Genomic DNA, 26183 nt, shown 5'->3' with positions numbered 1-26183 from the left:
GACGCTGTAGCCCGCGCCGGTCAGCGCGATCTTGATCGCCATGCGCAGGCTGGGCGAATCATCGACGGTGAGGATCGAGGCGGTCATTGGGCACGTTCTCCGTGAAACCAGAAGTCGAGATCTTGGGAGGTGGCAGCGGCGAGAAAGCCGGCACGCTCGAGCAGCGCGGCCACCGGCGCAGGGGCGGGGCTGCGCAGCCGAATCTCCCGGCCGGCCGCCGCACCGGCGGTCCGCAAGACTAGGAGCAGTTGGACAAGGCTGAGATCGACGTCCTCGACAGAAGTGAGGTCGATATCGATCGGAGCCTCGGCCTCATATCGCGCCACCACGTCCCGATAGAGTTCAGTGATGTTTCGAACGGTAAGTGACTTCGCAGATGCGGATCTGGCAACCATGTTCTAGCCTGCGCCGTAAATATACTATCCGTAAGAATACTGGTCTGATAAATTCATCGTGTATTCTACTTTTAGAGAGAAATAGCGCAGACGTATTGTTAAACGTGAAATTAACGCAAATATCATGCGCGGCATTGGTGAGTGCGGTGCATTGATGGTGCAATTACGGAGAGGTTTGAAATAATTGAATAAGGTCTCTCATATTTTTGAAAGACCCGTTTCTGCCGATACCATGCTGCAAATGCAGCGGAGAGTTCCCTGCCACCACGCTGCAATGCAGCAGGTGCTGCATGATTTCCACGGCGGCCGACCATCGGCGGTCCCGGGCTGGACCATATGGGGGCGGGACGCCCGTGGCCCGTATCGCGGATCGATTTCGTCGGCTGGGGCGCTGATCGCGCGCGGGATCCGACCATCATAGGCCAAGCTGTAGCCCTGCCGCGACTCTCTGGGGGCTTGGATCGCAACCACCGACAGCGCCCGATGGAATTTCCGGCCGACACGACCGGCAGATGCGATCGGCGGGCTGGCATATCGTGCCGCTTCGTCAGCTTGAAGGGGAGTGCAGTGCGCCAAGAATATAAAAGAACATCGCCGATTACGGCATGTTCTGGGGTGCCCTGGGAAGGCAATTTGGTGACCCCTACGGGACTCGAACCCGTGTTTTCGCCGTGAGAGGGCGACGTCCTAGACCGCTAGACGAAGGGGCCATTGCTTGGCGGAGGCGGCCAATTACGTTCCGAGACCGGCCCCGTCAAGCGATGTTTTCAGACTTTTTTCAGCCCGCCACCGGCAGGCGCAGGCTGCCGTCCAATTCGTACGCGACTTCGCTGTACGCCGTCACCGCGTCGAGCGGCAGCGGGCCGTAGATATGGGGGAAGAGCTGGCCGCCGCGCGACGGCTCCCAGCGCACCGTGTCGCCCAGCGCGGCAAGATCCACCGCGGCGAGCCACAGGCCCGACTGGCCGGCGAAATGCTTCTCCAGCGTCTCCTGCGCCTGTTCGGCGGTGGAGAGGTGGATATAGCCGTCCTGCACATCGATCGGCGCGCCCAGGAAGACACGTTCGTGCTCGAGCGTGTCCATCTGGTCCTGGGTCAGGATCTTGTAGGCGGTGAGGGGCATGTCGGCCATGGCTCAGGCCTCGCCGCCATCGGCAAGGTCTTCACCCGGCACCGCGTCCGGGGTTGCTTCGCCTGCCACGGCGCCGTCGCCCAGGTTCATCTCGGCCTCGTCCTCGCTCTCCTCGATGCGTGCCGCCGAGACGACATGCTCGTTTGCCGCGACGTTGAACAGCCGCACGCCCGCCGAGTTCCGGCCGATGACGCGCAGGTCGCCGAGCGACATGCGGATCATCTTGGCCTGGTCGGTGACGAGCATCAGCTGATGCCCCTTGGTCGCCGGGAAGCTCGCCACCACCGGCCCGTTGCGGGCGATGTTGTCGATGTTGGTGATGCCCTGGCCGCCGCGACCGGTCCGACGATATTCATAGGCCGAGCTGAGCTTGCCATAGCCGTTGGCGCAGACCGTGAGGATGAACTGCTCGCGCTCCTTCATCTCCTCGAAGCGCTCGGCCGGCAGGTCGCATACGCCCTCGCGCTCGCCCTTCCACGGAGCGAAGCGGAGATACGAATCGCGCTCCTCCTGGCTTGCGCCCGAGCGGTGGAGGATCGAGAGCGACATGACCTGGTCGCCGTCCGCCAGCCGCATGCCGCGCACGCCGGTGGAGGCGCGGCTCTGGAAGGCGCGGACGTCCTCGCCCGGGAAGCGGATCGCCTTGCCGGCACGCGTCGCCAGCAGCACGTCGTCGCCTTCGCCCAGCAGCGCAACGCCGATCAGGCGATCGTCCTCGTCCTCGCCTTCGAACTTCATCGCGATCTTGCCGTTCGAGGGCACGTTGGTGAACAGGTCCATGCTGTTCCGGCGGACATTGCCCTTGGCGGTCGCGAACATCACGTGGAGGTTCGCCCATTCGTCCTCGTCCTCCGGCAGCGGGAGCACGGTGGAGATGGTCTCGCCATTGGCGAGCGGCAGCAGGTTGATCATCGGCCGGCCGCGGGTGGCGGGGCCGCCCTCCGGCAGGCGCCACACCTTCATGCGATAGACGCGGCCGAGGGTGGAGAAGAACAGCACCGGCGTGTGCGTCGAGGTGACGAACAGCTCGGTGATCGCATCCTCGTCCTTGGTCGCCATGCCTGCGCGGCCCTTGCCGCCGCGCGCCTGGGCGCGGAAGGCGTCGAGCGGGGTGCGCTTGATATAGCCCTGGACCGTGACGGTCACGACCATGTCCTCGCGCTCGATCAGGTCCTCGTCGTCGATGCCGTCGGCGGCAGCGGCGATCTCGGTCTTGCGCGGGGTGGCATAGGTGTCGCGGATCAGCACCAGCTCGCCGCGCAGCACTTCGTAGAGCTTGGCGCGGTTGCCGAGAATCTCGAGCAGCTCGGCGATCGAATCGGCGAGTTCCTTGAGCTCGTCGCCGATCTCGTCGCGGCCGAGCGCCGTCAGGCGGTGCAGGCGCAGGTCGAGGATCGCGCGGACCTGGGTGTCGGACAGGCGGTAGCTGTCGCCGGTGACCTCGGTGTCCACCGCCTCGACCAGGCGGATGTACGGCGCGATCTCGGCGATCGGCCATTCGCGGGCGAGCAGCGCCTCGCGCGCGGCGGCCGGGCTCGACGAGCCGCGGATGATCTTCACCACCTCATCGAGATTGGTGACCGCGATCACCAGGCCGAGCAAGATGTGCGCACGCTCGCGCGCCTTGGCCAGCTCGAACTTCGAGCGGCGGGTGATGACCTCCTCGCGGAACTTGACGAAGGCCTCGATGATGTCGCGCAGGTTGAGCAGTTCCGGGCGGCCGCCGCGGATCGCGAGCATGTTGGCCGGGAAGCTGGATTGCGCCGGCGTGTTCCGCCAGATCTGGTTGAGCACCACCTCGGGCGTCGCGTCGCGGCGCAGGTCGATGACGATGCGCACGCCCTCGCGCGAGCTTTCGTCGCGAATGTCGGAGACGCCTTCGATCCGCTTTTCCTTGGCGGCCTCGGCGATCTTCTCGACCAGCGCGTTCTTGCCCTGCTGGTAGGGGATCTCGGTCAGCACGATCGAGCGGCGCTCGCCGCGCTGCTCGAACTCGTGGCGCGAGCGCACCAGGATCGAGCCGCGACCGGTCTGATAGGCCGAGCGGCAGCCCGAGCGGCCGAGGATCACCGCGCCGGTCGGGAAGTCCGGGCCCGGCACGATCTCCATCAGCTCCTCGGCGGTGACCGCGCCGTTGTCGATATAGGCGAGGCAGGCGTTGATCACTTCACCGAGATTGTGCGGCGGGATGTTGGTTGCCATGCCGACCGCGATGCCGCCCGCGCCGTTGACCAGCAGGTTCGGGAAGCGGGCAGGGAGAACCGACGGCTCGCTTTCCGAACCGTCATAGTTCGGCACGAAGTCGACCGTGTCCTTCTCGATATCGTCGAGCAGCGCCGTCGCCACGCGGGCGAGGCGCGCTTCGGTGTAGCGCATCGCGGCGGGCGGATCGGGGTCCATCGAGCCGAAATTGCCCTGGCCGTCGATCAGCGGCACGCGCATCGCCCAATCCTGCGCCATGCGGGCCATCGCGTCGTAGATCGAGCTGTCGCCGTGCGGGTGGTACTTACCCATCACGTCACCGACCAGGCGGGCGGACTTGCGGTAGGGCCGTCCGGCGACATAGCCGCCTTCCTGAGCGGCATAGAGGATGCGGCGGTGGACGGGCTTCAGGCCGTCACGAACGTCGGGCAGGGCGCGCGCCACGATCACGCTCATCGCGTAATCGAGGTACGAGGTCTTCATCTCGTCGACGATCGAGATCGGGGTAATGTCGGAAGGGTCGGCGAGCAGGGTCTCGTCGGTCAATGCAACAGACTTTCGGGTTTTTGTTACGCTGAAATGGCTCTAGCCGCCTGCATGCCTCCTGCCAACCCCGCGCCCGCGCGTACGTGCGCGCGTGGGGAGCATGGGAGCCAAGTCAGGGGCTAAACGTTTCCGCACCGCAATGGCGCTTATTCAATCGTGGTTCAGCGTGCTTCCAGCACGGCAAGTGCGCTTGAATGGTGTACAGGGCGCCTTTAGAGGATGACGTGACGCCGCCTGGCCGACGAGGAGAGTTTCACATGAAGGTTGTTTCGAAGCTTGCGCTGACTGCCATGCTTGCGCTGGGTTCCACCGCGCTGGTGTCGACGCCGGCGCTGGCCCAGAAGGACAAGAAGGGCGCCGCCGCGAAGGAGGATCCCAACGCGCTGAAGGTGGGCGATGCCTTCCGCAAGGCCGCCCAGCCCGCGATGGACGCGGTCCAGGCAAAGAACTGGGCCGCCGCTGCCCCTGCGCTCGACGCGTTGGACCAGGTCGCGCAGAACGATGACGAGAAATATTACGCCGCCTATCTGCGGACTCGCGTGCAGATTGGTCAGAACGACATGGCCGGCCTGACCAAGACGCTGCCGATCCTGATCGCCAGCCCGCGTACGCCGGCAAACGAGCTGCCGATCTACAAGCGCCAATATTACACGATTGTCGGTAACCAGGCGCTGAACGAGAAGAAGTATCCGGAAGCGATCGACAACCTGACCAAGGCGCGCGAAGCCGGCAACAACGATTTCGACATCTCGATTGCGCTCGCCAACGCCTATGCTGCGACCGGCAAGCCGAACGAGTCGGTCGCCGAAGTCGATCGCGCGATTCAGGCGGTGAAGGCTACCGGCCAGAAGCCGCCCGTCGCCTGGTACCAGTTTGCTATCCCGCGCGTCTACGCCACCGGCAACCGCGTCGCGACCGCGGACTGGATGAAGAAGATGATCGCCGACTATCCGACCAAGCAGAACTGGCGCTGGGGCGTGCTGGTGATGCGCGGTAGCGCGGATTCGGCCGGTGGTCGCCTGACCGCGGCGCAGCGCATCGATCTCTATCGCCTGTTGCGCACCACCAAGGTGCTGGCCGACCAGAACGACTATCTCGACTATGCCGAATCGGTGAACGCCGCCGGCCTTCCCTGGGAAGCGGTTGCGGTGATCGACGAGGGCCGCGCTGCGGGCAAGCTGCCGGCTGGCAATGCCGACATCGCCCGCGTCTACACCTCGGCGCAGACCAAGTCGAAGTCGGAAGGCTCGCTCACCCCGCTGATCAAGCAGTCGCAGGCGGCCGCCAACGGCAAGATGGCGGCGCAGACCGGCGACGCGTTCCTCGCCTCGGGCGACTATGCCAAGGCCGTCGAGCTGTACGACATCGCGCTGCAGAAGGGCGGCGTCGCCACCGACGACGTCAACCTGCACCGCGGCATCGCGCTGTACAATCTCGGCCGCAAGGACGAGGCGCGCACCGGTTTCGGCCAGGTCAAGGCTGCGCCGGCGGTCGACCTCGCTGCGCTGTGGGCGGTCGCGCTGGATCTGCCGGCGCTTTCCTGATCGCGCTGGCACCTGCCAAAAGAAATGGGGCGGTCCCGCGGGACCGCCCCTTTTTCTGTTTTTGGGCCTGCATCGGTCGGGAGGTCAGCCCTTGAACTCCGGCACCGGCACCCCGGGCAGCGCCTTGGCGGTGCGGATGGTGAGCGACGTTTTGACGTGCTCGACATTGGGGGCGGTGGTCAGCCGCGTCGTAAGGATGGTCTGGAAGCTCTGCAGGTCCGGCGCGACGATCTTCAGGATGAAATCGATTTCGCCGTTGAGCATGTGGCATTCGCGCACTTCGGGTATTTCGGCGACCAGCTGCTCGAAGGCGCGGAGATCGCTTTCGGCTTGACTCTTCAAGCTCACCATCGCGAAGACAGTGAGATTATAGCCAAGCGCGCTCGGATCGAGCGCGGCATGGTATCCCTTGATCGCACCTTCCTGTTCCAGCGCGCGGACGCGGCGCAGGCAGGGCGGGGCGGTGAGCCCGACCCTTTCGGCAAGCTCGACATTGGTCATGCGGCCATTTTCCTGGAGTAATCCGAGGATACGGACGTCGATCTCGTCGAATCGCATTTTTTTCTGGGGCTCCTGCGTGGGTTCGTTTCTTATCGATGCTTCCTAGCATAATAAAATTACGCTTCAACGCAATTGTCCCACATTGCGACGTGCCGAAATGGACTGTTTCCACCGTGGGTTGCATGGCGGTATGAACATGTCGTGATGGATTGGACCTTGGGGGACGACGGCGTTGCCGCTGCGCTTTGACGATACGCTGGAAACGGTATTGGCCGGTGACCTGCGCTCGGCTGCCGGCGCGCCGCTGGCGTGGCGCCAGCTGGTCGATCTGCTCGGGCGCGGGCGCGTGCCTGCCGAGCCGCGGGCGCTCGCGGCGCTGGAGGCCATTCGCGATACCGTGCCGCTGACCGTCCGCGCCGCAAGCGCGCGCGCGCTGGAAGGTGCCCGGCCGCCGGCCGATCTGGTGTGGCTGCTCGCCATCGACGAACTCAGCGTCGCGCTGCCGGTCCTGCGAGAGGCGACCTTGTCCGAGGAGGAATGGATCGCGCTGCTGCCTGCGCTGGCGCCGGGCGCGCGGCACGTCCTGCGTCATCGCCGCGATCTTCCACCCGCCGTGATGCGCGCACTCGAAAGCTTCGGTGCGGTCGATTTCGTCCTGGCGGATCATCGCGGCGAGGCGCAAGCCACGGCAGAGGAGATCGAGCCCGAAGGCCTGTTCGCCGTCGCCGATCTGGTTGCGCGGATTGAGGCCTATCACCGCGACCGCGATGCGGCCAAGGCGGCGGTTCCTGGCGGCGAGCGCGCGCGCAATTTTCGCTTCGAAACCGATGCTGCGGGCGTCGTGCGCTGGGTGGAAGGCGTCAGCCGACCGCCGGTGATCGGCCTCTCGCTAGACCTGCAAGGGTTGGCCCGCGGCGGCCGGCTAGACGGCGTCGCGGCGGGGGCCTTTCGGCGACGGGCCGGCTTCACCAATGCGCGCCTGACGATCGAGGGCGAATCGGATGCTGCCGGCGACTGGCTTCTCTCGGCGCTTCCGGCCTTCGAGCCCGTTACCGGCCGGTTTACCGGTTATCGCGGCACTGCCCGGCGTCCGCGTGCCGACGAGCGAGCCGAGCCCGTCCGCGCGCCGCTTGAAGCCGATGCGCTCCGCCAGATCGTCCACGAACTGCGCACGCCGACCAATGCGATCGCAGGCTTCGCCGAGATGATCGAGACCCAGATGCTGGGCCCGGTGCCCGAGCCCTATCGTGACCGTGCGGCGGTGATCCGCGCCCAGGCGCGCGAGTTGCTCGGCGCGATCGACGATCTCGATCTCGCTGCGCGGATCGAGAGCGCGGCGCTGTCGCTGGGCGAGGGGCGGGTAGCGCTGCGCCCGCTGCTCTCGGCGATTGTCGCCGATCTCGGCGAATTGCTGGCGCTGCGCGGCTCGGCGATCCTGCTGCCCGAGGAGGACATGGCGGCGTCTGGCGACCGCCGCGCCGTTGAGCGGCTGCTCGCGCGGCTGCTGGCGACTCTGGTTTCCGCCACGGCGGAGGGCGAACGGCTGCAGGTCCGCTTCGCGCAGGATGGCGAGCAGCACGTCGCCATCATGATCGCGCGTCCGCGCGCGCTCGGCCACTATCCTGGCGAGGCGGTGCTCGGCATCGACGACGAGCAGGACGAGGACGGTACGCTGCTCGGCACCGGCTTCGCGCTGCGGCTGGCGCGCAACCTGGCGCGCGAGCTGGGCGGCGGCCTGGTGATCGCCCCCGATCTTCTAACGTTGCGCCTTCCTGCCGCGATGCCGGGCACGCGTGAGCAGGTGCACCGGAACTAGCCGTACCTGCGCAGCTTGGGCTTGCAGCCTGGGCGGCGCCTCCGCTAGGGCAGGCCGGCGCTGGGGGCCTGTAGCTCAATGGTTAGAGCTGGCCGCTCATAACGGCTAGGTTGCGGGTTCGAGTCCTGCCGGGCCCACCAGTGTGTCGCTTGGTCCGGAGCTTGCCGGGCCTTGTGTCTGCGGCGCGGAGGCTCTAAGCGCCGCGGTTCGTCGGGGAGTAGCGCAGTCTGGTAGCGCATCTGGTTTGGGACCAGAGGGTCGCAGGTTCGAATCCTGTCTCCCCGACCATTTCACCATAACAGTGACCGAACACCGCCACTTTGCGCGGTTCGATATTCTGGTTTGTGCCCATCGCAGAACACACATGCGGTGCACAATTGGGCGTCGGTCTGTGCTGGAAAGGGGATGCCGGCATCTGTTTTATGCCGCCGTCCTCCGCACCTCGTTCGGTACAGTAACGCGCGTCGTCCACCCGCAGCGTTGCGCCACGCATGCGCCGCGCACGTGCGGGCGGCGGGGGCGTGGTGACTGGGACCTGTCCCCAAGGAGGGCGTGTGCGGAGTTGTCGCAATGCACTATTCCCGAGCGTCGGTATAGCAGGGGCCGGGATGACGTCGGCAAATAGCTTGCGTCGGCGCGCCAGTGAGCGGTTCCAGGGTCACATCGCACGCAGGGTCCGCGACGTGTTGCGCTGCTGTGCAAGATGTCCGCAAAACATCGAAACCTCGGATCCTATCTGCAACGAAACTATGGATTTCTTGCATTTCGCTGTCCAATCGCGCGGGGCTGCGAAGCGCGCTGAATTCGTTTCGGTTTCTCGGGAACCAAATGGTTAAGAAGTGGTTAATTCCGGCGGTTGCATACGCACCGCTGTGCATTGCAGTCTCGATCGTAGTCAAGCTTCGTGTAATCGAAGTGTGGCGCGGGTTGGTCGCTTTATAGATCCTATAAAGCGCAGTTACGCATAATATATATCACCTTCAAAAAATTGAAGGATAAGTTCTCGCCGATCTCGTGCTGCTGCTATCTATATAGATTGGCATGCATAATGGGATCTGTGCACCTAGGGCTCGACGTAAATAGTTGCTGGCTGACGGTTTATATTCAAATGAACTTGCTGCACTGCACATTATAGTTGACGCAATATGTTTTTCCGTGGAGTAGGGCGCTGCCGGCAACCCGTCGGCGTGTTAACCATTAGGGGGTTTTATGCGCACTCGTGTTCTCACCCTGCTGGCTGCTGCGACCGTCGCGGTTGCAGCCCCGGCCACCGCTTCGGCGGCGACCATCATCGGCGGTTTCTCGGCTGGTCTGGTCAACGTTAAGAGCAGCACCGCAGCGATCGGTGCCGACACCACGTTCAGCAACGGCGGCAGCGCCGTGCTGGGTTCGAGCGGCGACCTGTCGTCGGTCGGCGTGTTCACGTCCTTCCTCACCTCGTCGGTCACTGCGACCACGGGTGCTGACGTGACGTTCTCCGGCGTCTTCGGCTCGTTCGCCGGCCAGGTCGCGAAGGTCACCACGGGCCTGAACTTCGTCACCATCTACACGCTCGGTGACTTCACCCCGAACGTCGCGTCGGGCTACGACAAGGGCAAGGCCTCGGTTGCCTTCACCTTCAACCAGGCCGGCGGCGCCGGTTCGGACATCTCGGGCAGCTTCAGCTTCGCGTCGCCGCCGAGCCCGATCCCCGAGCCCGCCAGCTGGGGCATGATGATCGCGGGCGCCGGCCTCGCCGGTGCTGCCGTGCGTCGTCGTCGCGCCAGCGCGAAGGTTGCTGCCGCCTAATCGGCGTCAGAGCTACGTACGGAAAGGGCGGTGCCGGTGACGGCGTCGCCCTTTTTGCATGAAGCAGATGCAGCGTCGGAGCATCGCCGACGAAAGGGGCGATCCGGTGGAACGGGCGGGCTCCGAGGGCGCGTCTAGAGAAACGAACGGCTAGTCGCAGCCCTGACGCCGACGTCGGCCAAACGCGATTCTCCAGCACCCTACGCAAAGCAACGGTCTTTTGCTTGATAGCGCGGGACAATTGATGCCGAGGACTACCTCTCCCGTTGAACAAATCGACCGGTTCGATATCAAATATTGCGCATAATTGTCGGGGTGCGCAACGGGTTTTGCGGTTAGGATGCGGCAGCGCACCACAACGGGGGGAGATCGGGCATGCGGGGTCGGGCAGGGGGAATGGCGATGGCGGCCTGGCTGGCGGCGAGTGCGGCCGCGCAGCCGGTACGGGCGCAGGAGGCGCCGCTGCTCCCGGTCAAGGCGATCGCCGCCGAAGGGCGTATCCTGTTCACGTTGCCGCGACCCGATGCGGACGGCGTGGCCGGCCGCTTCCTCTATGCGACGACAATGCGCAGCGGGCTGGGTTCGGCCAACCTGCGCATCGATCGCGGCATGGTCGGCGCCGAGCAGATCCTCGCCTTTCGCCGGATCGGCAAGAAGGTAGCGGTGACGTTCGAGAACTGGCGTTTCCGAGCTACTGGCGATGCCGCCGTGGCCGAGGGCGGCCGCACCAGCTTTCCGTTCAGCGTAGTGGCGATGCTCGATGTGGTGGCGACCGGGCCAGACGGCGCACTGACCATCGACCTCGCGCCGTTCCTGATCCGCGACACGGTAGGCCTGGCCGACGCGCTGAACGAAGGCGGCAAGGGCTTCCGTTTGGCGGAGTCGCTCAGCGCCGCCGATCCGGGCTCGGTCAAGGTGTTCCCGGACAATATCGAGATCGACGCACTCCAGACTTATCAGAGCGACACGCCGGGGCGAGAAGTATCGGCCATCGCCGCCGAGCCCCGGCAGATCGGCTTCGTCGTACACCACAGTTTCGTGCGCCTGCCGGCACCCGGTTTCCAGGTGCGGCGCTTCGATCCTCGATCGGGAACAAGCGGGGAGCGCTATTACGACTATGGCGCGCCACTGGGTCAGGACGTGGTGCAGCAGCTCGCCAACCATTTCCGCCTCGAGAAGGTCGATCCCGCGGCGCCGCGATCACGGGTGAAGAAGCCGATCGTCTTCTATGTCGACCGCGCCGCGCCCGAGCCCATCCGCACCGCGCTGGTCGAGGGCGTGAACTATTGGCGCACGGCATTCGACAAGGCCGGGCTGATCGACGCCTTCCGCGCCGAGGTGCTGCCCGAGGGCGCCGATCCGATGGACGTGCGCTACAACATGGTCAACTGGAGCAACCGGCTGACGCGCGGCTGGTCCTATGGCGGCGGCATCGTCGATCCGCGCACCGGCGAGATCATCAAGGGCAATGTCGTGATCGGCGCGCTGCGCGTGCGACAGGACATGGCGATCTTCGAGGGGCTGGTCGGCACCGCGCAGAACGACAGCGGCGGACCCAATGATCCGGTGCGGGTCTCGCTCGATCGCATCCGCCAGCTCGGCGCGCACGAAGTGGGGCATGCACTGGGCTTCATGCACAATTTCGCCGGCAGCACCCAGGATCGCACCACCGTGATGGATTATCCGTCGCCGCGCATCAAACTGGTCGGCGGCGCGATCGATCTGTCCGACGCCTATGCGAAAGGCGGCGGCGCCTGGGACGATTTCACCGTCGACTGGCTCTACGGCCAGCCCGCCCCCGGTGTCGACCCCGATGCGGCTGCGCGGCAGAAGGCGCTCGCCGTGCAGGCGCGCGGGCTGCGATACGTCACCGACGTCGATGGCCGCGCACCCGATACGCCGAGTCCTTGGGGAAGCATGTGGGACGACGGGCCCGATCCCGTGGCGTCGCTGCGCCACATGCTGGCGGTGCGGCGGGTGGCGCTCGCCAATTTCGGAGCGGGCGTGCTGCGCAAGGACGAGGCGCTCGCCGACCTTCGGCGCAAGTTCGTGCCCGTCTGGCTGCTGCATCGCTACGACATCGATGCGGTCGGCAAGCTGGTCGGCGGTATCGATTCCGACTATGCCGTAGCGGGCGACAATCATCCGGCGGCAAGGCCGGTGCCCGCCGCCATGCAAATGGTCGCGCTCGATGCGCTGGTCGAAACATTGTCGCCGACGACGCTCACCGTGCCCGATCGGCTGGTGATGCCGCTCTCCGCCGCGATCAACGGTCGGGACGACCCGCAATTCGACCAGGAAGTGTTCCGCAACGCCGGATCCTTCGCCTTCGATCCCTTGGCCGCCGCCGACGTCGCCGCGCAACTGACGCTGGATTCGCTGCTCGCACCGGCACGCCTGCGCCGGCTGTTCGAACAGCATCGGCGCGACGCTGCCCTGCCGGGGGTCGAGACGTTGCTCGACCGCCTGCAGGCGACGCTCCCTACCGCGCGGAGGGATGCGGTCGGTCGTCGCATCGCCTATCGTATGCTGCTGTCGATCGCGGCGGCCGCCCGCGACCCGGATACCAGCCCGGATGTGGCGGCGCTGCTCGAGGATCGGCTATCGTCGATCGCTACCACCCTGGCCGCGGGCGGGGCGGGGCAGGACGGCGCCTGGGCGCGGCATACCGCCGCACTGCTGCGCGACAAGGATGCGCTGCAGCGCGCGATCGACAAGCCGCAGGGAAGCCCCGCCATCCCGCCGGGCATGCCGATCGGGGACACCGGTTGGTTCGAGGATTGATCTACGTCTGATGGCTTGCCCGAGGAGAAGAGTTCGGGCACGGCGGTCAGCCGGGAAAACTTCGTCTCTAGGTCGTCGCCCGACCGCAGCGGATCGTCACGGCGCTGCCTTCGCCCGCGAAATGCAGGCGGAAGCCGTGCAGGTCGACGATGCCTTTGACGAGTGCCAGTCCTAGGCCCGCCCCCGTGCCGTCCCGCCGGCCGCGGTAGAAGCGCTGCGTCACCAGCGACCGCTCGGCGGCCGGCACGCCGCTGCCCTGATCGACGACGGTTATCAGCGGCAGCCCGTCTTCTGCGGCCACGCGTACCGTCACGGTGCCCCCGGCGGGGCCGAATTTCATGGCATTGTCGATCAGATTGGCGACGGCCTCCATCAGCAGGCTCGCGTCCCCGTCGATGGAGGGCACGCGCACGACATCGCAGCGGAGCCGGATCCCGCGATCTTCTGCCAGGGGGCGGTGCAGATCGCAGGCGTCCTCCGCCAGCCGCCCGAGATCGACCGCGGTGAAACGGCTGCGGCGCTCGCCATCCTCCAACTCGCGCAGGCGCAACAGCGCGGCGATGATGCCGAGCAGGCCGTCGATCTCGGCCAGGCCGCGGTCGATCACCGCCTCGAAGCCGGCCCGGTCGTCCGCCTCGCGCAAACCCCGCTCCAGCCCCGCGCGGAGGCGGGTGAGGGGGGTACGGAGCTGATGGGCGATGTCGTCGCCGATGCCGCGCACCTCGGCAACGAGGATCTGCAACCGGTCGAGCATCGTGTTGACATGGGCACAGAGCAGCCCGAAGCTGTCCGGCCGCGCCGCCACCGGCAGGCGCTGGGCGAGGTCCCCGGCGACGATCCGTTCGGTGAGGAGCCGCACCGCATCCACCTGCCGCGCCGCACGCCGACCGGCAACGAGTCCCACCCCCAGCGCGAGGACGAGCCCCGGCAGCAGCCCGAACAGCAGCGACTGCCAAGTAAGCCGCAGCGCTTCCTCGGTATCGTCCAGGTCCATGCCCGCGAGCAGGCTGGTCCCGTCCGACAGGGGGCACAACGCCAGGCGGGCAACGTCGCTGGTCTTGCCGGGCAACTCGGTGGGGGCGACCGGCGCCACGAACGAGGGGCCCGCATCGCGCGGTGGCACCGGAAGCTTGGCGACATTACCGGCGATGCGCCGCCCGTTTGCATCGAACAGCGCAAGGAAGCGCTCGCGGTGGATGTCGCGCGCCAGCCGTTCGCGCAGTTCCTCGGCGCGCTCGGCCGGCGGGGTCAGCGCGAAGAAGCTGCAATCGTCGAGCAGGACATGCTCGATTGCGCGGCGATGATTGCTGGTCGCAGTCACCCAGAAGATGCCCGCGAGCACCAGCGACTGGAGGATCAGGATCGCAGCCAGCGCGCCGCCCCAGCGCCACGTCGCGCGGGTGCGCGGATCAGGCCGGAACATCGAAGACATAGCCTTGCCCGCGCACGTTGCGGATCAGCTGCACTTCGCCTTCGCCGTCCACCTTGCGGCGCAGGCGGCCGATATGGACGTCGACGACATTGCTGTTCGGCTCGAAGCTGTAACCCCACACGTCCTGGAGCAGCATCGAGCGGGTGACGATCCGGCCGGGGCGCCGCACCAGATAGTCTAGCAGCTTGAGCTCGCGCGGCAGCAGGTCAAGCGGGCGGCCGGCGCGACTGGCCTTGCCGTCGAGCAGATCGAGATCCAGCGGTCCGACGATCAGCCGGGTGTCGCGGCGTTCGTCGGGGCGGCGGAGCAGCGCCTCGACGCGGGCGAGCAGCTCGACCAGCGCGAAGGGCTTGGGCAGATAATCGTCGCCCCCCGCGCGCAGCCCCCGCACACGATCGTCGAGGCTGCCGAGCGCGCTCAGCACCAGCGCGGGGGTCCGGAAGCCGTCGGCGCGGAGTGCGGCGATCAGGTCCAGCCCTTCCCCATCCGGCAGCTGGCGATCGACGATCAGCAGATCGATACCGCCGCCGCGCGCGGCTTCGGCGGCCGCCGCCAGCGTCGCGCGGTGCAGGACGCCATGGCCCGCGGCGGTGAGTTCCAGCCGGATCTCGTCGGCGGTGCCGGAATCGTCTTCGAGGAGGAGGATCTGCGTCACGCCCGCGGTGTTTCGCGCGGCGCGCGCGCGGTCAACTGAATTGCGCTTCAGAGTCTGAACGCGGTTTTAGTCGACGCCGGCGGCGCGGCGCCGATAGGGGCAGCCCCGATGGATCGGAGACCGAAGATGCGGGTGTTGGCGACTGCCTGGGGACTGTGCCTGGCGGTGCCGGCGCTGGCGCAAAGCGGACCGGCGCTGTCGCTCGACGCGCTGGCGCAGGATGTCGTGACCAATAATCCCGAGCGGCAATTCTACAAGCGCCAGATCGAGACCGCCGGGGTGGAGCGCGAGGCCGCCGGTCGCTGGGCCGATCCCGAGGCGACCGTCGAGTTCGGCCAGCGCCGCGCCACCGACGTCAACACCGGCGCGCTGAATGGCGAGGGCATGACCTATGCTGTCTCGATCACCCAGCCGATCGAGTTCGGCGGGCGGATCGCGTTGCGCCGGGCGATTGCCGACCGGCAGGTGGCGCTTGCCCGGATCGGCCTGCAGCAGTTCGACGCGACGCTGGCTGGGCGGGCGCGGTCGCTCGGCTACCGGCTGTTCGCGGCAGACGAGAAGGCTGCGGCGGCGCGGTCGGTCGCGAACCGGATGCGGACGCTGGCACAGGTAATCGTCGCGCGCGACCCCGCCGGCCCATCGCCCCAGCTGGAGGCGACTGCGCTCCAGGCGAGCGCGATCAGCGCTGAGCGCAGCGCCGCGGCGGCAGATGCCGAGGCCAACTCCATCCTGTACGAGCTCAACCAGCTGCGCGGCGCGCCCTTCGCCGCGCGCGTTCGCATCGTCCGGCCGGACATGGGGCTGCCCGATCTGCCGCCCGATGCGACGCTCGCCGCCAGGGCCAGCGCCAACAATTTCGAGCTGCAGGCGCTGCGCGCGCAGTTCGAGCAGCAGGGGCTGCGGGTAGATCTCGCTCGAAAGGCGCGAATTCCGGTGGTCAGCGTCGGCCCCTATTACGATCGAGCGCGTTCGGACATTCGCGAGACCAACGTCGGCGTGCGCCTCACCACCAGCCTTCCCTTGTGGAACCGGCAGGCGGGCGACGTCGCGGCAGAGCAGGGGCGGCAGGCGCAGGCGAACGCAACGCTCGTCGCCGCTGAGCGCCGCATCCTGCGCGAGGTGTTCGATCTGGCCGCACAATATCAGGCCAAGCGAGAGGCGCTGGCAAAATGGGACAGTGCCTCGGCCCAGCGCTTCGCTGCCGCCGCGGCGGAGGCCGACCGCAACTTTCGATTGGGAGCCGTTCCGCTGACCACCTACACCCAGATGCAGCAGGCTTATCTGGAGGCGACCGGCGCGATCCTCGACACCAGGCGCGACGCGATCGAGGCGCTGCTCCAGTTGCGCGCCTTGAACGGCGGCAACCCGCTGGCGCGCTGAGGTCGCAGCCATGCACCGCTGGCTCCACTGGGTCACCCATCACCGGCTCGCCGTCGCGGCGGTCAGCGCGATCGTCGCGGCGATGGGGTTCTGGTCCTATTTCAGCCTGCAGATCGATGCGATCCCGGACATCACCGGCGTGCAGGTGCAGATCAACACCCCCGTGGCCGCGCTCGCACCGGAGGAGATCGAGCGGCTGGTGACGCTGCCGATCGAACGGGCAATGGGCGGCCAGCCCGGGCTCGACCAGACCCGCTCGCTAACCAAGACCGGGCTGAGCCAGGTAACCCTGCTCTACAAGGACGGCACCGACCAGCTCAAGGCGCGGCAGCTCGTCACCGAGCGGCTGAACGCGGTGCGCGACCAGCTGCCTGCCGGCACCACGCCGCAACTGGCCCCGATCACCACCGGGCTGGGCGAGATCTACTATTACACGCTCGAATGGCGCCGGCCGCCGCCGGGCATGTCGGCCGAGCGCCAGCTGATGGAGCTGTACGAGGCGCAGGAATATACCGTGCGGCCGATGCTGCGTGCCGTGCCCGGCGTCGCGGACGTCAATTCGAACGGCGGCCTGGAGGAGCAATATGTTGTCCAGCCCGATCCGGCCAAGCTGACCGCGCACGGCGTCACTGCCGCGGAACTGGCGCAGGCGGTGGCGGCCAATGTCGAGAATGCCGGCGGCGGCATCGTCGCGCGGGGCGCCGAGCGCTTTGCCGTACGCACCGATGCGCGGGTGATGACGGCCGAGGAGATCGGCGCGATCCCAGTCAAGTTCGCCGCGGGCGTGTTGCCGCTCCAGGTGCGCGACCTCGCCAACGTCGTCACCAGCCATGGCCCGCGCCAGGGCGCGGCGACGCAGAACGGGCGCGAGACGGTGCTCGGCACCGCGATGATGCTGGTCGGCCAGAACAGCCGGCAGGTGGCGCTGCGGATCGAAGGCGCGTTGCCCGCCATCCAGGACGCACTGCCCAAGGGCATGGCGATCGACCGGCAATATAGCCGCGCCGATCTGGTCGACCGAACCATCGCGACGGTGGAGCGCAACCTCGGCGAAGGCGCGCTGCTGGTGGCGCTGGTGCTGCTGGTGGTGATGGGCAATTGGCGCGCGGCGCTGATTGTCGCGCTCGTCATCCCGCTGGCCTTTTTGGTCACCGTCACCGGCATGCATGCCATCGGCGTGTCGGGCAATCTGATGAGCCTCGGCGCGCTCGACTTCGGGCTGATCGTCGACGGCGCGATCGTGGTTGTCGAGAATGCGCTGCGGCTGCTTGACGTGCGGCGGCAGGAAAAGGGCGCGGACCTCGACGTCGAGGAACGCCGCGCGATCGTCGGCGAGGCGGCGCGGAGCGTTGCGCGACCGACCTTCTTCGGCATTGCGATCATCGCGCTGGTCTATGTGCCGGTGCTGAGCCTCGGCGGGGTGGAGGGCAAGCTGTTCCAGCCGATGGCGCAGGCGGTGATGCTGGCGATCGTCGCCGGGCTCGCCTGGACCTTCACCATCGTGCCGATGCTGTCCGCCTGGCTGCTCCGCGCGCCCGCCAGCCACGCCGCACCGGGCGAGGAAAAGGGTCTGATCGGCCTCGCCAACCGAGTCTATGCCCCGGTGCTCTCCGCAGCGCTTGCGCATCCGCTGGTGCTGGTGATCGGCGCGGCGGCGCTGCTGGGCGCGACCTTCCTGACCTTCCGGACGCTCGGTTCGCAATTCACGCCGCAGCTTGACGAAGGTGCGATCACCGCGATGGTCTATCGTCCGGTCGGCATGTCGCTCGAGCGCAGCCTCGCCATCGAGCAGGCGACGGAGATCGCGATCCGCAAGGCATTCCCGCAAGTCACGCATAGCTTCTCGCGCATCGGCACCAGCGAGGTGGCGACCGATCCGATGCCGCCCGAACAGAACGACCTCTACCTCTTCTACGCCCCCGAGAAGACCTGGCCCAAGGGCGAGGGCATGCCGCGCACCAAGGCCGAACTGATCGCCGGCATCGAGAAGGTCGCCCGCCAGGTCTATGCCAACCAGCATTTCGAGTTCGCGCAGCCGATCGAGATGCGGTTCAACGAGATGCTGGAGGGCGTCCGCGCCGACGTCGCGGTGAAGATCTACGGCGACGACTATGACGTGCTCGAACGCGCCGCATCCCAGGCCAAGGCCATCCTGGAGAAGCAGCCCGGGACGGAGGGCGTCGCCTTCGAGACCTCGGGCCGCCCCAAGACGATCGTGGTCGAGCTCGATCATGCCGCGCTGCTGCGGCTGGGGATCGGCACGCAGGAAGTGAACCGGGCGATCGGCGATGCGGTGGCGGGTGCCGAGGTCGGCTTCATCCCGCACAATGCTGCGCGCCACGCGATCGTGATCCGCATGGCCGAGGGACTCCGCGCCAATCCTCAGGCGATCCTCGCGCTGCCCTTGCGCGTCGGCCAGTACGGCATGGTGCCGCTGTCGCGCGTCGCGCAGCTGCGGGAAACGCGGATGATCGAGCCGATCCTGCACGACAACGGCAATCGCCGGGCCGCGCTGATGGTCAACCTGTCGACCAGCGACCTGGCCGGCTATGTCGACAAGGCGCGGGCTGCGCTCCATCGGCAGGTCAAGCTTCCGCCCGGCTATCGCATCGAGTTCGGCGGGCAATATCATCAGCTGGAGGCGGCGCAGCGGCGGCTGGCGATCGTGGTGCCGCTCGCGCTCTTGCTGATCTTCGCGCTCGTCTATGCCGCCCTCGGCAGCCTGCGCGAGGCCGCGATCGTCTATACCGGCATCCCGTTTGCGATCACCGGCGGCGTGCTGGCGCTGTGGCTGCGCGGCATGCCCTTCTCGATCACCGCCGCGATCGGATTCATCGCGCTGTCGGGTATCGCGATGCTCAACGGACTGGTGCTGATCGATCATATCAACGGCTTGCGCGACGGACGCGAGGGCGAGGCGCTGCCGATCCACGATGCGGTGCGGCAGGGCGCGCGCGACCGGCTGCGGCCGGTGCTCTCGACCGCCTTGGTCGCCTCGATCGGGTTCCTGCCGATGGCGATCGCCAGCGGCGCGGGCGCCGAGGTGCAGCGTCCGCTCGCCACGGTGGTGATCGGCGGCATCGTTACCTCGACGCTGCTCACGCTGGTGCTGCTGCCGAGCCTGTATCGCTGGTTGTTGCGGCGCGGTTGAGCGTCGCCCGCCAGTGGGCAGTCGCGGGCGACTTTCTTGTGTCGTCCCGCAACCTTCGCCTATAGCATTGCCACTGGGGGAGGCAGTGCATGGGCCTGTTCGGGTTTCTGTCCAAGCAGTTCATCGACGTGATCGACTGGGTCGACGAGCCCGGGACGCTGGCTGCGCGGCACCCGATGCAGGGGCGCGAGATCCAGAACGGCGCGCAACTGACGGTGCGCGACGGGCAGATCGCGCTGTTCTATCGCGAGGGCCAGCTCGCCGATGCCTTCCACCCCGGACTGTACACGCTGGAGACCGGCAACCTGCCGGTGCTCAGCGCGCTGCTCAACTGGGACAAGGGGTTTGCATCGCCGTTCAAGGCCGACGTGGTGTTCTTCAGCCAGAAGGAACAGGCGGCGCTCAAATGGGGCACCGCGCAGCCGATCACCGTGCGTGATCCCGAGTTCGGGCCGGTACGGGTGCGCGCCTTCGGCAGCTACAGCTTCCGCATCGAGCAAATTCCCGCCTTCGCGGTGAAGCTGATGGGGTCGCTCCAGCGCGTGACCATCGCCGATATCGAGCCGCAGCTGCGCGCCGCGATCGCCACCGCCATCGCCTCCGCGATCGGTTCGGGAGAGGTTGCCTTCGTCGATCTCGCGGGCAATCAGGCGGCCTTGTCCGAGCGGCTCAAGGCGGCGGTAGACCCTGCCTTCGCCCAATGGGGCCTGGCCTGCACCAGCTTCTTCATCGAGAGCCTGTCGCTGCCGGAGGCGGTGCAGGCCGCGGTCGATCAGGCCAGCGCACCCGGCGACGCCGGTGCGCAGATCGAGAAGCTCCATCGGCTCCTCACGATCGGCGCCATCACCCAGGAGGAGTTCGACGCCAAGAAGGCCGAACTGCTCGGCCGCATCCGCTGACCCGGCGATGAGCCTGCATCTGCCTTGCCCGAATTGCGGTGCGGACGTCGTGTTCCGCTCGCCGGCGCTGCCCAGCCGGGTGTGCGACAGCTGCCATAGCATGCTGGTGCGCAGCGATGCCGGCCTTGCCCAATTCGGCGTCGCCGCTGCGCTGCAGTTCGACGTCAGCCCGGTGCAGATCGGCATGCGCGGCAGCGACAAGGGGCAGCCGTTCGAGGTAATCGGCCGGGTGCGCTGGAGCTGGACAGACGGTGCATGGAACGAATGGCTGCTGCTGTTCGAGGACGGCGGCACCGCGTGGCTGGGCGAGGCGATGGGGCAGTTCATGCTGCTGCGCGAACGCCCCTTTGGCGAGGTACGATCGCAGACGCTACGGGCGGTGGCGAAGGGCGGAGAGGCCCAGATCGGCCAGAAGGTGGAGATTGCCGGCAGCAAGCTCGTCATTACCGACGCCCGCCGGGCGCTGTGCATCAGTGCCGAGGGCGAACTCCCCTTCGTCGCGCCGAGCGGCTGGCAGGTCTACAATGTCGATCTGCGCGGGTCCGACGGCGAATGCGTCAGCCTGCAGCGCGACGGCGCCACGACGAGCTTCTACCAGGGCCGCTATGTGGCGCTCGCCGAACTCGCGCCGCGCGGCCTGCGCGCGATCGAAGGATGGGCGCTGCCCGATTATGCAGCCTGAAGCGCCGCTTGCCCCGCCGCCCGCACCGGCGGTGCGCGCGCTGTCCTGCCCGAATTGCGGCGGCACGGTCGAGCTGCGCGCGGCCGGCCATACCGTGCACGTCGGCTGTCAATATTGCGGCTCGATCCTCGACACGACCGATGGGCTGGTGAAGCTGGTCACCCAGGCGCATGCCGCGCAGGTGCCGCCGGACATCCCGCTCGGCAGGCGCGGCACGCTGTTCGGCGTGGAGTGGGAGGCGATCGGTTATCTCCAGCGCTCGCAGGACTATTACCGCTGGGACGAATATCTGCTGTTCAATCCCTATCACGGCTATCGCTGGCTGGTGAACGCGCGCGGCGGCTGGAGCTTCGGCACCATGCTCACCCGCGTTCCGATCTGGCAGACGTTCAGTAGCTACACGCTGGGCGGTGCCGCCTATACGCGCTTCTTCGCCGGGACTGCGACCGTCGATCGCGTCGTCGGCGAATTCTACTGGCGCGTGGCGGTGGGCGAGACGGTCAAGACCGGCGACTGGGTTCGCCCCGGCTTCATGCTGTCGCGCGAGACGAGCGACCGCGAGGAGAGCTGGACGCTCAACCAGTGGGTGCCGGACCGGGTGATGGTTCGGGCCTTCGGCGTGGCCCCCGCAGGCAAGGTCTGGCCGCCGCTGCCGCACCAGCCGTCGCCCTGGGGCACGTGGCTGAGCGAAGGTGCGATGATCGGCGGGATGGCGCTGGTGTTCCTCCTGGCCTTGTCGATCGTGCTTGGCGGGACGCGCTGGATTACCTCGCAGTCGCTGCCGGTAGCGGTGGACGGACGCGAGCAGAACGCAACGATCGGGCCCATTCATTTGAGCGGCAGGTATCAGCGGGTGCAGGTCCGCACCACCGTGCCGCGGCTGGAGAATGGCTGGGTCGACCTCGACTATAGCCTGGTCGACCGGCGGACGCAGCAGGTCTTCGCGGCCTCGGGTGCCGCGGAGCGTTACGAAGGCAGGGACTCGGATGGTCCCTGGACCGAGGGGTCGCGCGACTCCGACGTGTCGATCGCCGCGGTGCCGGCCGGGGATTATGATCTCGTTGTCGATTACAAGGGCAATCGCTGGAGCGAGAACGGCACCTTCTACCCCGAGGGCGGCTGGATGGAGCCGACCAACGCGCCGCAGATCGTCGTCGAGGTCGGAAGCGGAACGCTCTACGGCTCCAATGTCTTCCTCGCGATGCTGATGGCCGCCTTGCCTTGGATCATCGGTCTGCTGCTCCACCTCCGCTTCGAGAAGGCGCGCAAGGGCGAAAGCGATTTCCGGCCGAAACCCAGCGAGGGGAGTGACGACTGATGAATAGGCGCAGCATTCTCTACGCGTTCTGGTCGATCGGCATCGTCGGCCTATTCCTTGCCGCGACGAGCTATGGTTGGTCGCCGTTCGCCGAGGGTGGCCGCACCGATAGCGCCGCCTATAGCAGCGGCGACCATGGCGGGGGCCATGCCGTGTTCTACGGACCGCATCACAAGTAGGAGGACGCATCATGGTCACTACCCTTCCGGCGCTGCTCGCGACGCTGCTCTATGCCGTGGTCGGCATCCTCGTCTTCGTGGTCGGCTTTGTCGTGCTCGACCTGCTGACCCCGGGGAAGCTGTGGGAGGAGATCCGCGACAAGCAGAATGTCGCCGTTGCGATCTTCTCCGGCGCGGTCGCAATCGGGCTCGCCATCATCGTTGCCGCCGCCATTCATGGCTGAAGGCGATCCTGCGCATCCCAGATCCCGCGCGTCGGCACCCGCCGCCGCGCTGCTTGCGTCTGCGTTCGTCGTTTCCACCTGCGGGCTGATCTACGAACTGCTCGCCAGCACGCTGGCCAGCTATCTCCTCGGCGACAGCGTCACCCAGTTCTCGACCGTGATCGGCACCTATCTATTCGCGATGGGGCTGGGCAGCTGGTGCTCGCGCTATGTGACCCGCGACGAACTGCGCCTGTTCATCCGCGTCGAGCTGCTGATCGCGGTGCTGGGCGGCGCCTCGGCCGCGGCGCTGTTCGTGCTGTTCCCGCTGGTCGAGCATTTTCGGGTGGCGCTGTACGGGCTGGTGCTCGGAATCGGCTTCCTCGTCGGGCTCGAGATCCCGCTGCTGATCCGCATCCTCCGCGGCTTTGATTTCCGCGAGACCGTGTCGAACGTGCTGACCTTCGACTATGTCGGGGCGCTGGTCGCCAGCCTGCTGTTCCCGCTGCTGCTGATGCCGCACCTTGGCATGATCCGCACCGGCTTCCTGTTCGGCATCCTCAACGCCGGGGTGGCGCTGGCGGTGCTGCTCGCGCTGCCGCGGGCGAGCCGGTATCGCAGCGAAACCGTGTCCGCCGTGATCGTGCTGCTGGCGCTCGCCGCGGGCTTCGTCGCGTCGGACCGGCTGCAGCGCTGGGCCGAAGTGGCGAGCTACGGCGAGCCGGTGATCTACGCGGTCAGCACCAAGTACCAGCGGATCGTGCTTACCCGCCGCGGGGACGATCTGCGGCTCTATCTCAACGGCAACCTGCAATTCTCCTCGCGCGACGAGTACCGCTATCACGAGGCGCTGGTGCAGCCCGTGTTGGGACGGGTGGCGAACCCGCGCAACGTGCTGATCCTGGGCGGCGGGGACGGACTCGCCGCGCGCGAGGTGCTGCGGCACCCTGAAGTGCAGCATCTTACGCTGGTCGATCTCGACGACGAGATGACCGGCCTGTTTTCCAAGACCTCGATGCTGACCGCGCTCAACAAGGGCGCGCTGACCGATCGCCGGATGACCGTGATCAACGCCGACGGCTTTCGATGGGCGCGCGAGGCGGCGGCGACACGGGCGGGATCGTTCGACGCGATCATCGTCGATTTCCCCGATCCGGTCGATTACTCGGTCGGCAAACTCTATACCGAGACCTTCTACCGCGCGGTGCGCCGGCTGATGGCGCCCACCGGCGCGATGGTGGTGCAGAGCACCTCGCCGCTGGTCGCGCCGATGGCCTATTGGACCGTGGCGACGACGCTGGAGGCAGCCGGGCTGCAGACGCGCGGCTATCATGTCTATGTCCCCAGCTTCGGCGAATGGGGCTTCATGCTTGCTGCCGCGCACCCGATCCCGGATCGCGCGCGCATTCCCGCCGGCGGGCGGTTCCTGACGCCCGCCGGCGACGCCGCGTTGTTCGACTTCCCGCCCGACATGGCACGCCGCCCGACCCCGGTGAACCGGCTCGACAACCAGGTGCTCGTCCGCGAGTTCGCCGATGCCTGGAGCCGCTATGAAGGCTGACCGGCGGAGGGTGCTGGGGCTGGGGGCAGGGGCGGTCGCCCTCGCCGGCGGCGGACTGGCGGCGGCGCTGGAACGCGGGGCGCCGCTGCCGCCCGGCGCTTTGGGCGGCGCCGATCTCGCGCGCGGGCATCGTCTGCGCGACGGCGGCTTTCCGGCACCCAGCCGGTTCGAGGAGGTCGATCTGGTGATCGCCGGGGGCGGCATCGCGGGGCTGTCGGCCGGTTGGCGCCTGCACGATGCGGGGTTCACCCGCTTTCGCCTCCTGGAACTGGAGGATGCGGTCGGCGGCAATGCCAGGGGCGGCCGCAATGCGGTGTCGGCCTATCCGCTGGGCGCACATTACCTGCCGGTGCCCAATCGTGAGGCGAAGGCGGTGCGGCATCTGCTCGGTCAGCTGGGCATCCTCGTCGGCGAGCGCGACGGCGTGCCGGTCTACGATCCCGAGCAGCTCTGCGCCGATCTGCAGGAGCGGCTGTTCTGGCAGGGACGCTGGCAGGAAGGGCTGGTGCCGCGCACCGGCCTCACGTCCCAGGACCGCGCCGACCTCGCGGCCTTCGAGAAGGCGATGGCCGGCTATTCGGCGCGGATCGGCAACGACGGCAAGCCGGCCTTCGCGGTGCCCCGGGCCTATAGCTCGGGCGATCCCGACCTGATCGCGCTGGACGCCGTGGATTTCGCGCGCTGGCTGGATCGACAGGGATGGCATTCGCCGGTGCTGCGCGCCCATGTCCGCTACGCGATGCGGGACGATTACGGCACCGAGCCGCACGAGGTCTCCGCCTGGGCGGGCGTGCATTATTTCGCCGGTCGGCGCGGCTGGACGGTCGACGGCGCGGGCGACAATGAACTGACCTGGCCCGAGGGCAATGCCCGGCTGGCGCGCGGTATGGCGGGCTTCTTCCCCGATCGGATCGCAAACGGGCATATCGTCCACCATGTCGCGCAGGACGGGCAAGCCGTGCTGGTCGACAGCTTCGACGTCGCCGCGAACGCGACGGTGCGGACGCGCGCCCGCGCCGCGATCCTCGCCATGCCCCACTTCGTTGCCGCGCGGGTCTGTCCCGCCGTGGCGCCGGACAAGGCGTTCAGCTACGCGCCCTGGCTGATCGCGAACGTCACCGTCGATCGGCTGCCCGGCGGACGCGGGGTGCCGCTCGCCTGGGACAATGTATCGAGCACCAGCGAGTCGCTCGGCTATGTCGTCGCCACCCACCAGGCGCCGGAGGCGCACCCCACCGCGTCGGTGCTCACCTGGTATCTGCCGCTGTCGGACATGCCGCCGCCGGTGGCGCGGCGCCTGCTGCTGGAGCGGCCGGCCGAAGAATGGAAGAAGATGGTGCGCGACGATCTGCTGGCGATGCACCCCGATCTGGAGGAGGCGATCCTGCGCATCGACCTCTGGCGCTGGGGACATGCGATGATCCGGCCGACCCCCGGCTTCCTCGCGCGCGGCGGTACGGCGAGGCCCAAGCCACCGCTGTTCCTCGCCCATTCCGACCTGAGCGGCCTCTCGCTCTTCGAGGAAGCCCAGTATCAGGGCGTGGCCGCGGCCGAGCAGGCGATGGCGCTGCTTGGACATCCCCATGAGAGCCTGTTGTGATCGGCCATCACCTCATCGCCGATCTCGCCGATGCGACGCAGCTCGCCGATGCGGCGCAGATCGAAGCCTGTCTGGTCGCGGCGGCGGCGGCGACGGGCGCCACGCTCCTGGAAGTGCGACTGCACAGCTTCGGGGTGGGGCAGGGCGTCACCGGGGTGGCGCTGCTGGCGGAATCGCACATTTCGATCCACACCTGGCCCGAATATGGCACCGCCTGCGTGGACATCTTCCTGTGCGCGGCGGCGCATGACCTGCAGGCCGGGCTCGATGCGATCGTGCGGCGGCTGGATGCCAGGGTCGTGCGATCCACCGTGATGGAGCGGAGCTTCCAGCGCTAAGCAACACGCATCGCACGCAAAAACCCTGAAGCCTTGGCAGGCCTGCCAACACTGGATACGGTTGCTGCGTGGCCCGA

At 67.3% G+C, this 26183-nt stretch carries 20 protein-coding genes, 3 tRNA genes and 1 pseudogene; 16 read left to right on the top strand and 8 right to left on the bottom strand.

Annotated features, from left to right (window positions below; all coding sequences use genetic code 11):
• From QZ670_RS09450 to gyrA, 5 genes and pseudogenes are all read right to left on the bottom strand, one after another.
• Positions 1–87: pseudogene (locus QZ670_RS09450) on the bottom strand (response regulator); the annotation flags it as partial.
• Positions 84–395, bottom strand: coding sequence for an STAS domain-containing protein (locus QZ670_RS09445; RefSeq protein ID WP_294254307.1), 312 nt, complete (start codon positions 393–395; stop codon positions 84–86). The pseudogene QZ670_RS09450 and the gene QZ670_RS09445, both read right to left, overlap by 4 nt.
• A 634-nt stretch (positions 396–1029) precedes the next feature.
• A tRNA-Glu gene (locus tag QZ670_RS09440) sits at positions 1030–1105 on the bottom strand.
• A gap of 68 nt (positions 1106–1173) precedes the next feature.
• Positions 1174–1527 (bottom strand): DUF952 domain-containing protein, encoded by a 354-nt coding sequence (locus QZ670_RS09435; protein ID WP_294254305.1) that lies wholly within the window; start codon positions 1525–1527, stop codon positions 1174–1176.
• A 3-nt stretch (positions 1528–1530) separates the two neighbouring features.
• Positions 1531–4275 (bottom strand): DNA gyrase subunit A, encoded by a 2745-nt coding sequence (gene gyrA / locus QZ670_RS09430; protein ID WP_294254302.1) that lies wholly within the window; start codon positions 4273–4275, stop codon positions 1531–1533.
• A 257-nt stretch (positions 4276–4532) separates the two neighbouring features.
• On the opposite strand from gyrA, the gene QZ670_RS09425 reads away from it, so the two are divergent.
• Positions 4533–5819, top strand: a complete 1287-nt coding sequence (locus tag QZ670_RS09425; protein ID WP_294254300.1) for a tetratricopeptide repeat protein — start codon at positions 4533–4535, stop codon at positions 5817–5819.
• Between the two features lie 84 nt (positions 5820–5903).
• Here QZ670_RS09425 and QZ670_RS09420 read toward each other — a convergent pair whose 3' ends face one another.
• Positions 5904–6377, bottom strand: a complete 474-nt coding sequence (locus QZ670_RS09420; protein WP_093295502.1) for an Lrp/AsnC family transcriptional regulator — start codon at positions 6375–6377, stop codon at positions 5904–5906.
• 175 nt (positions 6378–6552) lie between these two features.
• Between QZ670_RS09420 and QZ670_RS09415 the strand changes: the two genes are divergently transcribed.
• The 5 genes from QZ670_RS09415 (at position 6553) to QZ670_RS09395 (ending at position 12708) form a co-directional block, all read left to right on the top strand.
• Entirely contained in the window at positions 6553–8136 is a 1584-nt protein-coding gene (locus tag QZ670_RS09415) for a histidine kinase dimerization/phospho-acceptor domain-containing protein (protein ID WP_294254296.1), read from the top strand.
• A 64-nt stretch (positions 8137–8200) separates the two neighbouring features.
• Positions 8201–8276 (top strand) — tRNA-Ile (locus tag QZ670_RS09410).
• 71 nt (positions 8277–8347) lie between these two features.
• A tRNA-Pro gene (locus QZ670_RS09405) sits at positions 8348–8424 on the top strand.
• Positions 8425–9345: 921 nt separating this feature from the next.
• The gene (locus tag QZ670_RS09400; protein ID WP_294254294.1) at positions 9346–9924 is read left to right on the top strand and encodes a PEPxxWA-CTERM sorting domain-containing protein; all 579 of its coding nucleotides are present in this window, start codon (positions 9346–9348) and stop codon (positions 9922–9924) included.
• 375 nt (positions 9925–10299) lie between these two features.
• Complete coding sequence (locus tag QZ670_RS09395) at positions 10300–12708, top strand: zinc-dependent metalloprotease (RefSeq protein ID WP_294254292.1); 2409 nt, start codon at positions 10300–10302, stop codon at positions 12706–12708.
• Between the two features lie 67 nt (positions 12709–12775).
• Here the strand turns inward: QZ670_RS09395 and QZ670_RS09390 are convergent, their stop codons facing one another.
• Positions 12776–14131 carry a HAMP domain-containing sensor histidine kinase gene (locus QZ670_RS09390; RefSeq protein WP_294254290.1) on the bottom strand — a complete coding sequence of 452 codons (1356 nt, stop codon included), beginning with the start codon at positions 14129–14131 and terminating at the stop codon, positions 12776–12778.
• On the bottom strand, positions 14118–14795 hold the full coding sequence (locus QZ670_RS09385; RefSeq protein ID WP_294254287.1) for a response regulator transcription factor: 678 nt from the start codon (positions 14793–14795) through the stop codon (positions 14118–14120). The genes QZ670_RS09390 and QZ670_RS09385 overlap by 14 nt, the downstream gene beginning before the upstream one ends.
• A 126-nt stretch (positions 14796–14921) precedes the next feature.
• Here QZ670_RS09385 and QZ670_RS09380 point away from each other — a divergent pair, with 126 nt between their 5' ends.
• The 10 genes from QZ670_RS09380 (at position 14922) to speD (ending at position 26106) form a co-directional block, all read left to right on the top strand.
• On the top strand, positions 14922–16175 hold the full coding sequence (locus QZ670_RS09380; RefSeq protein ID WP_294254285.1) for a TolC family protein: 1254 nt from the start codon (positions 14922–14924) through the stop codon (positions 16173–16175).
• Positions 16176–16185: 10 nt separating this feature from the next.
• A complete protein-coding gene (locus QZ670_RS09375) occupies positions 16186–19326 on the top strand; it encodes a CusA/CzcA family heavy metal efflux RND transporter (RefSeq protein ID WP_294254283.1) in 3141 nt (1046 codons plus the stop codon).
• 89 nt (positions 19327–19415) lie between these two features.
• Positions 19416–20225, top strand: a complete 810-nt coding sequence (locus QZ670_RS09370) for an SPFH domain-containing protein (RefSeq protein WP_294254280.1) — start codon at positions 19416–19418, stop codon at positions 20223–20225.
• Positions 20226–20232: 7 nt separating this feature from the next.
• Positions 20233–20907: a DUF4178 domain-containing protein gene (locus QZ670_RS09365; protein ID WP_294254277.1), complete on the top strand. Its 675-nt coding sequence runs from the start codon at positions 20233–20235 to the stop codon at positions 20905–20907.
• Positions 20897–22225 carry a DUF4178 domain-containing protein gene (locus QZ670_RS09360; protein WP_294254275.1) on the top strand — a complete coding sequence of 443 codons (1329 nt, stop codon included), beginning with the start codon at positions 20897–20899 and terminating at the stop codon, positions 22223–22225. Before QZ670_RS09365 ends, QZ670_RS09360 begins: the two co-directional genes overlap by 11 nt.
• The gene (locus QZ670_RS09355; protein ID WP_294254273.1) at positions 22225–22404 is read left to right on the top strand and encodes a hypothetical protein; all 180 of its coding nucleotides are present in this window, start codon (positions 22225–22227) and stop codon (positions 22402–22404) included. The genes QZ670_RS09360 and QZ670_RS09355 overlap by 1 nt, the downstream gene beginning before the upstream one ends.
• Before the next feature lie 11 nt (positions 22405–22415).
• Positions 22416–22628 (top strand): DUF350 domain-containing protein, encoded by a 213-nt coding sequence (locus tag QZ670_RS09350; RefSeq protein ID WP_084584334.1) that lies wholly within the window; start codon positions 22416–22418, stop codon positions 22626–22628.
• The gene (locus QZ670_RS09345; protein ID WP_294254266.1) at positions 22621–24168 is read left to right on the top strand and encodes a polyamine aminopropyltransferase; all 1548 of its coding nucleotides are present in this window, start codon (positions 22621–22623) and stop codon (positions 24166–24168) included. The genes QZ670_RS09350 and QZ670_RS09345 overlap by 8 nt, the downstream gene beginning before the upstream one ends.
• Positions 24158–25768: an FAD-dependent oxidoreductase gene (locus QZ670_RS09340; RefSeq protein WP_294254264.1), complete on the top strand. Its 1611-nt coding sequence runs from the start codon at positions 24158–24160 to the stop codon at positions 25766–25768. Before QZ670_RS09345 ends, QZ670_RS09340 begins: the two co-directional genes overlap by 11 nt.
• Positions 25765–26106 carry an adenosylmethionine decarboxylase gene (gene speD / locus QZ670_RS09335; RefSeq protein ID WP_294254261.1) on the top strand — a complete coding sequence of 114 codons (342 nt, stop codon included), beginning with the start codon at positions 25765–25767 and terminating at the stop codon, positions 26104–26106. The genes QZ670_RS09340 and speD overlap by 4 nt, the downstream gene beginning before the upstream one ends.
• The last annotated feature ends 77 nt before the right edge of the window (positions 26107–26183 follow it).

Origin of the sequence: uncultured Sphingomonas sp., from assembly GCF_913774285.1 — a bacterium.
In the GTDB taxonomy this organism is placed as follows: domain Bacteria; phylum Pseudomonadota; class Alphaproteobacteria; order Sphingomonadales; family Sphingomonadaceae; genus Sphingomonas.
This window is presented reverse-complemented; position numbering and strand designations above follow the sequence as displayed.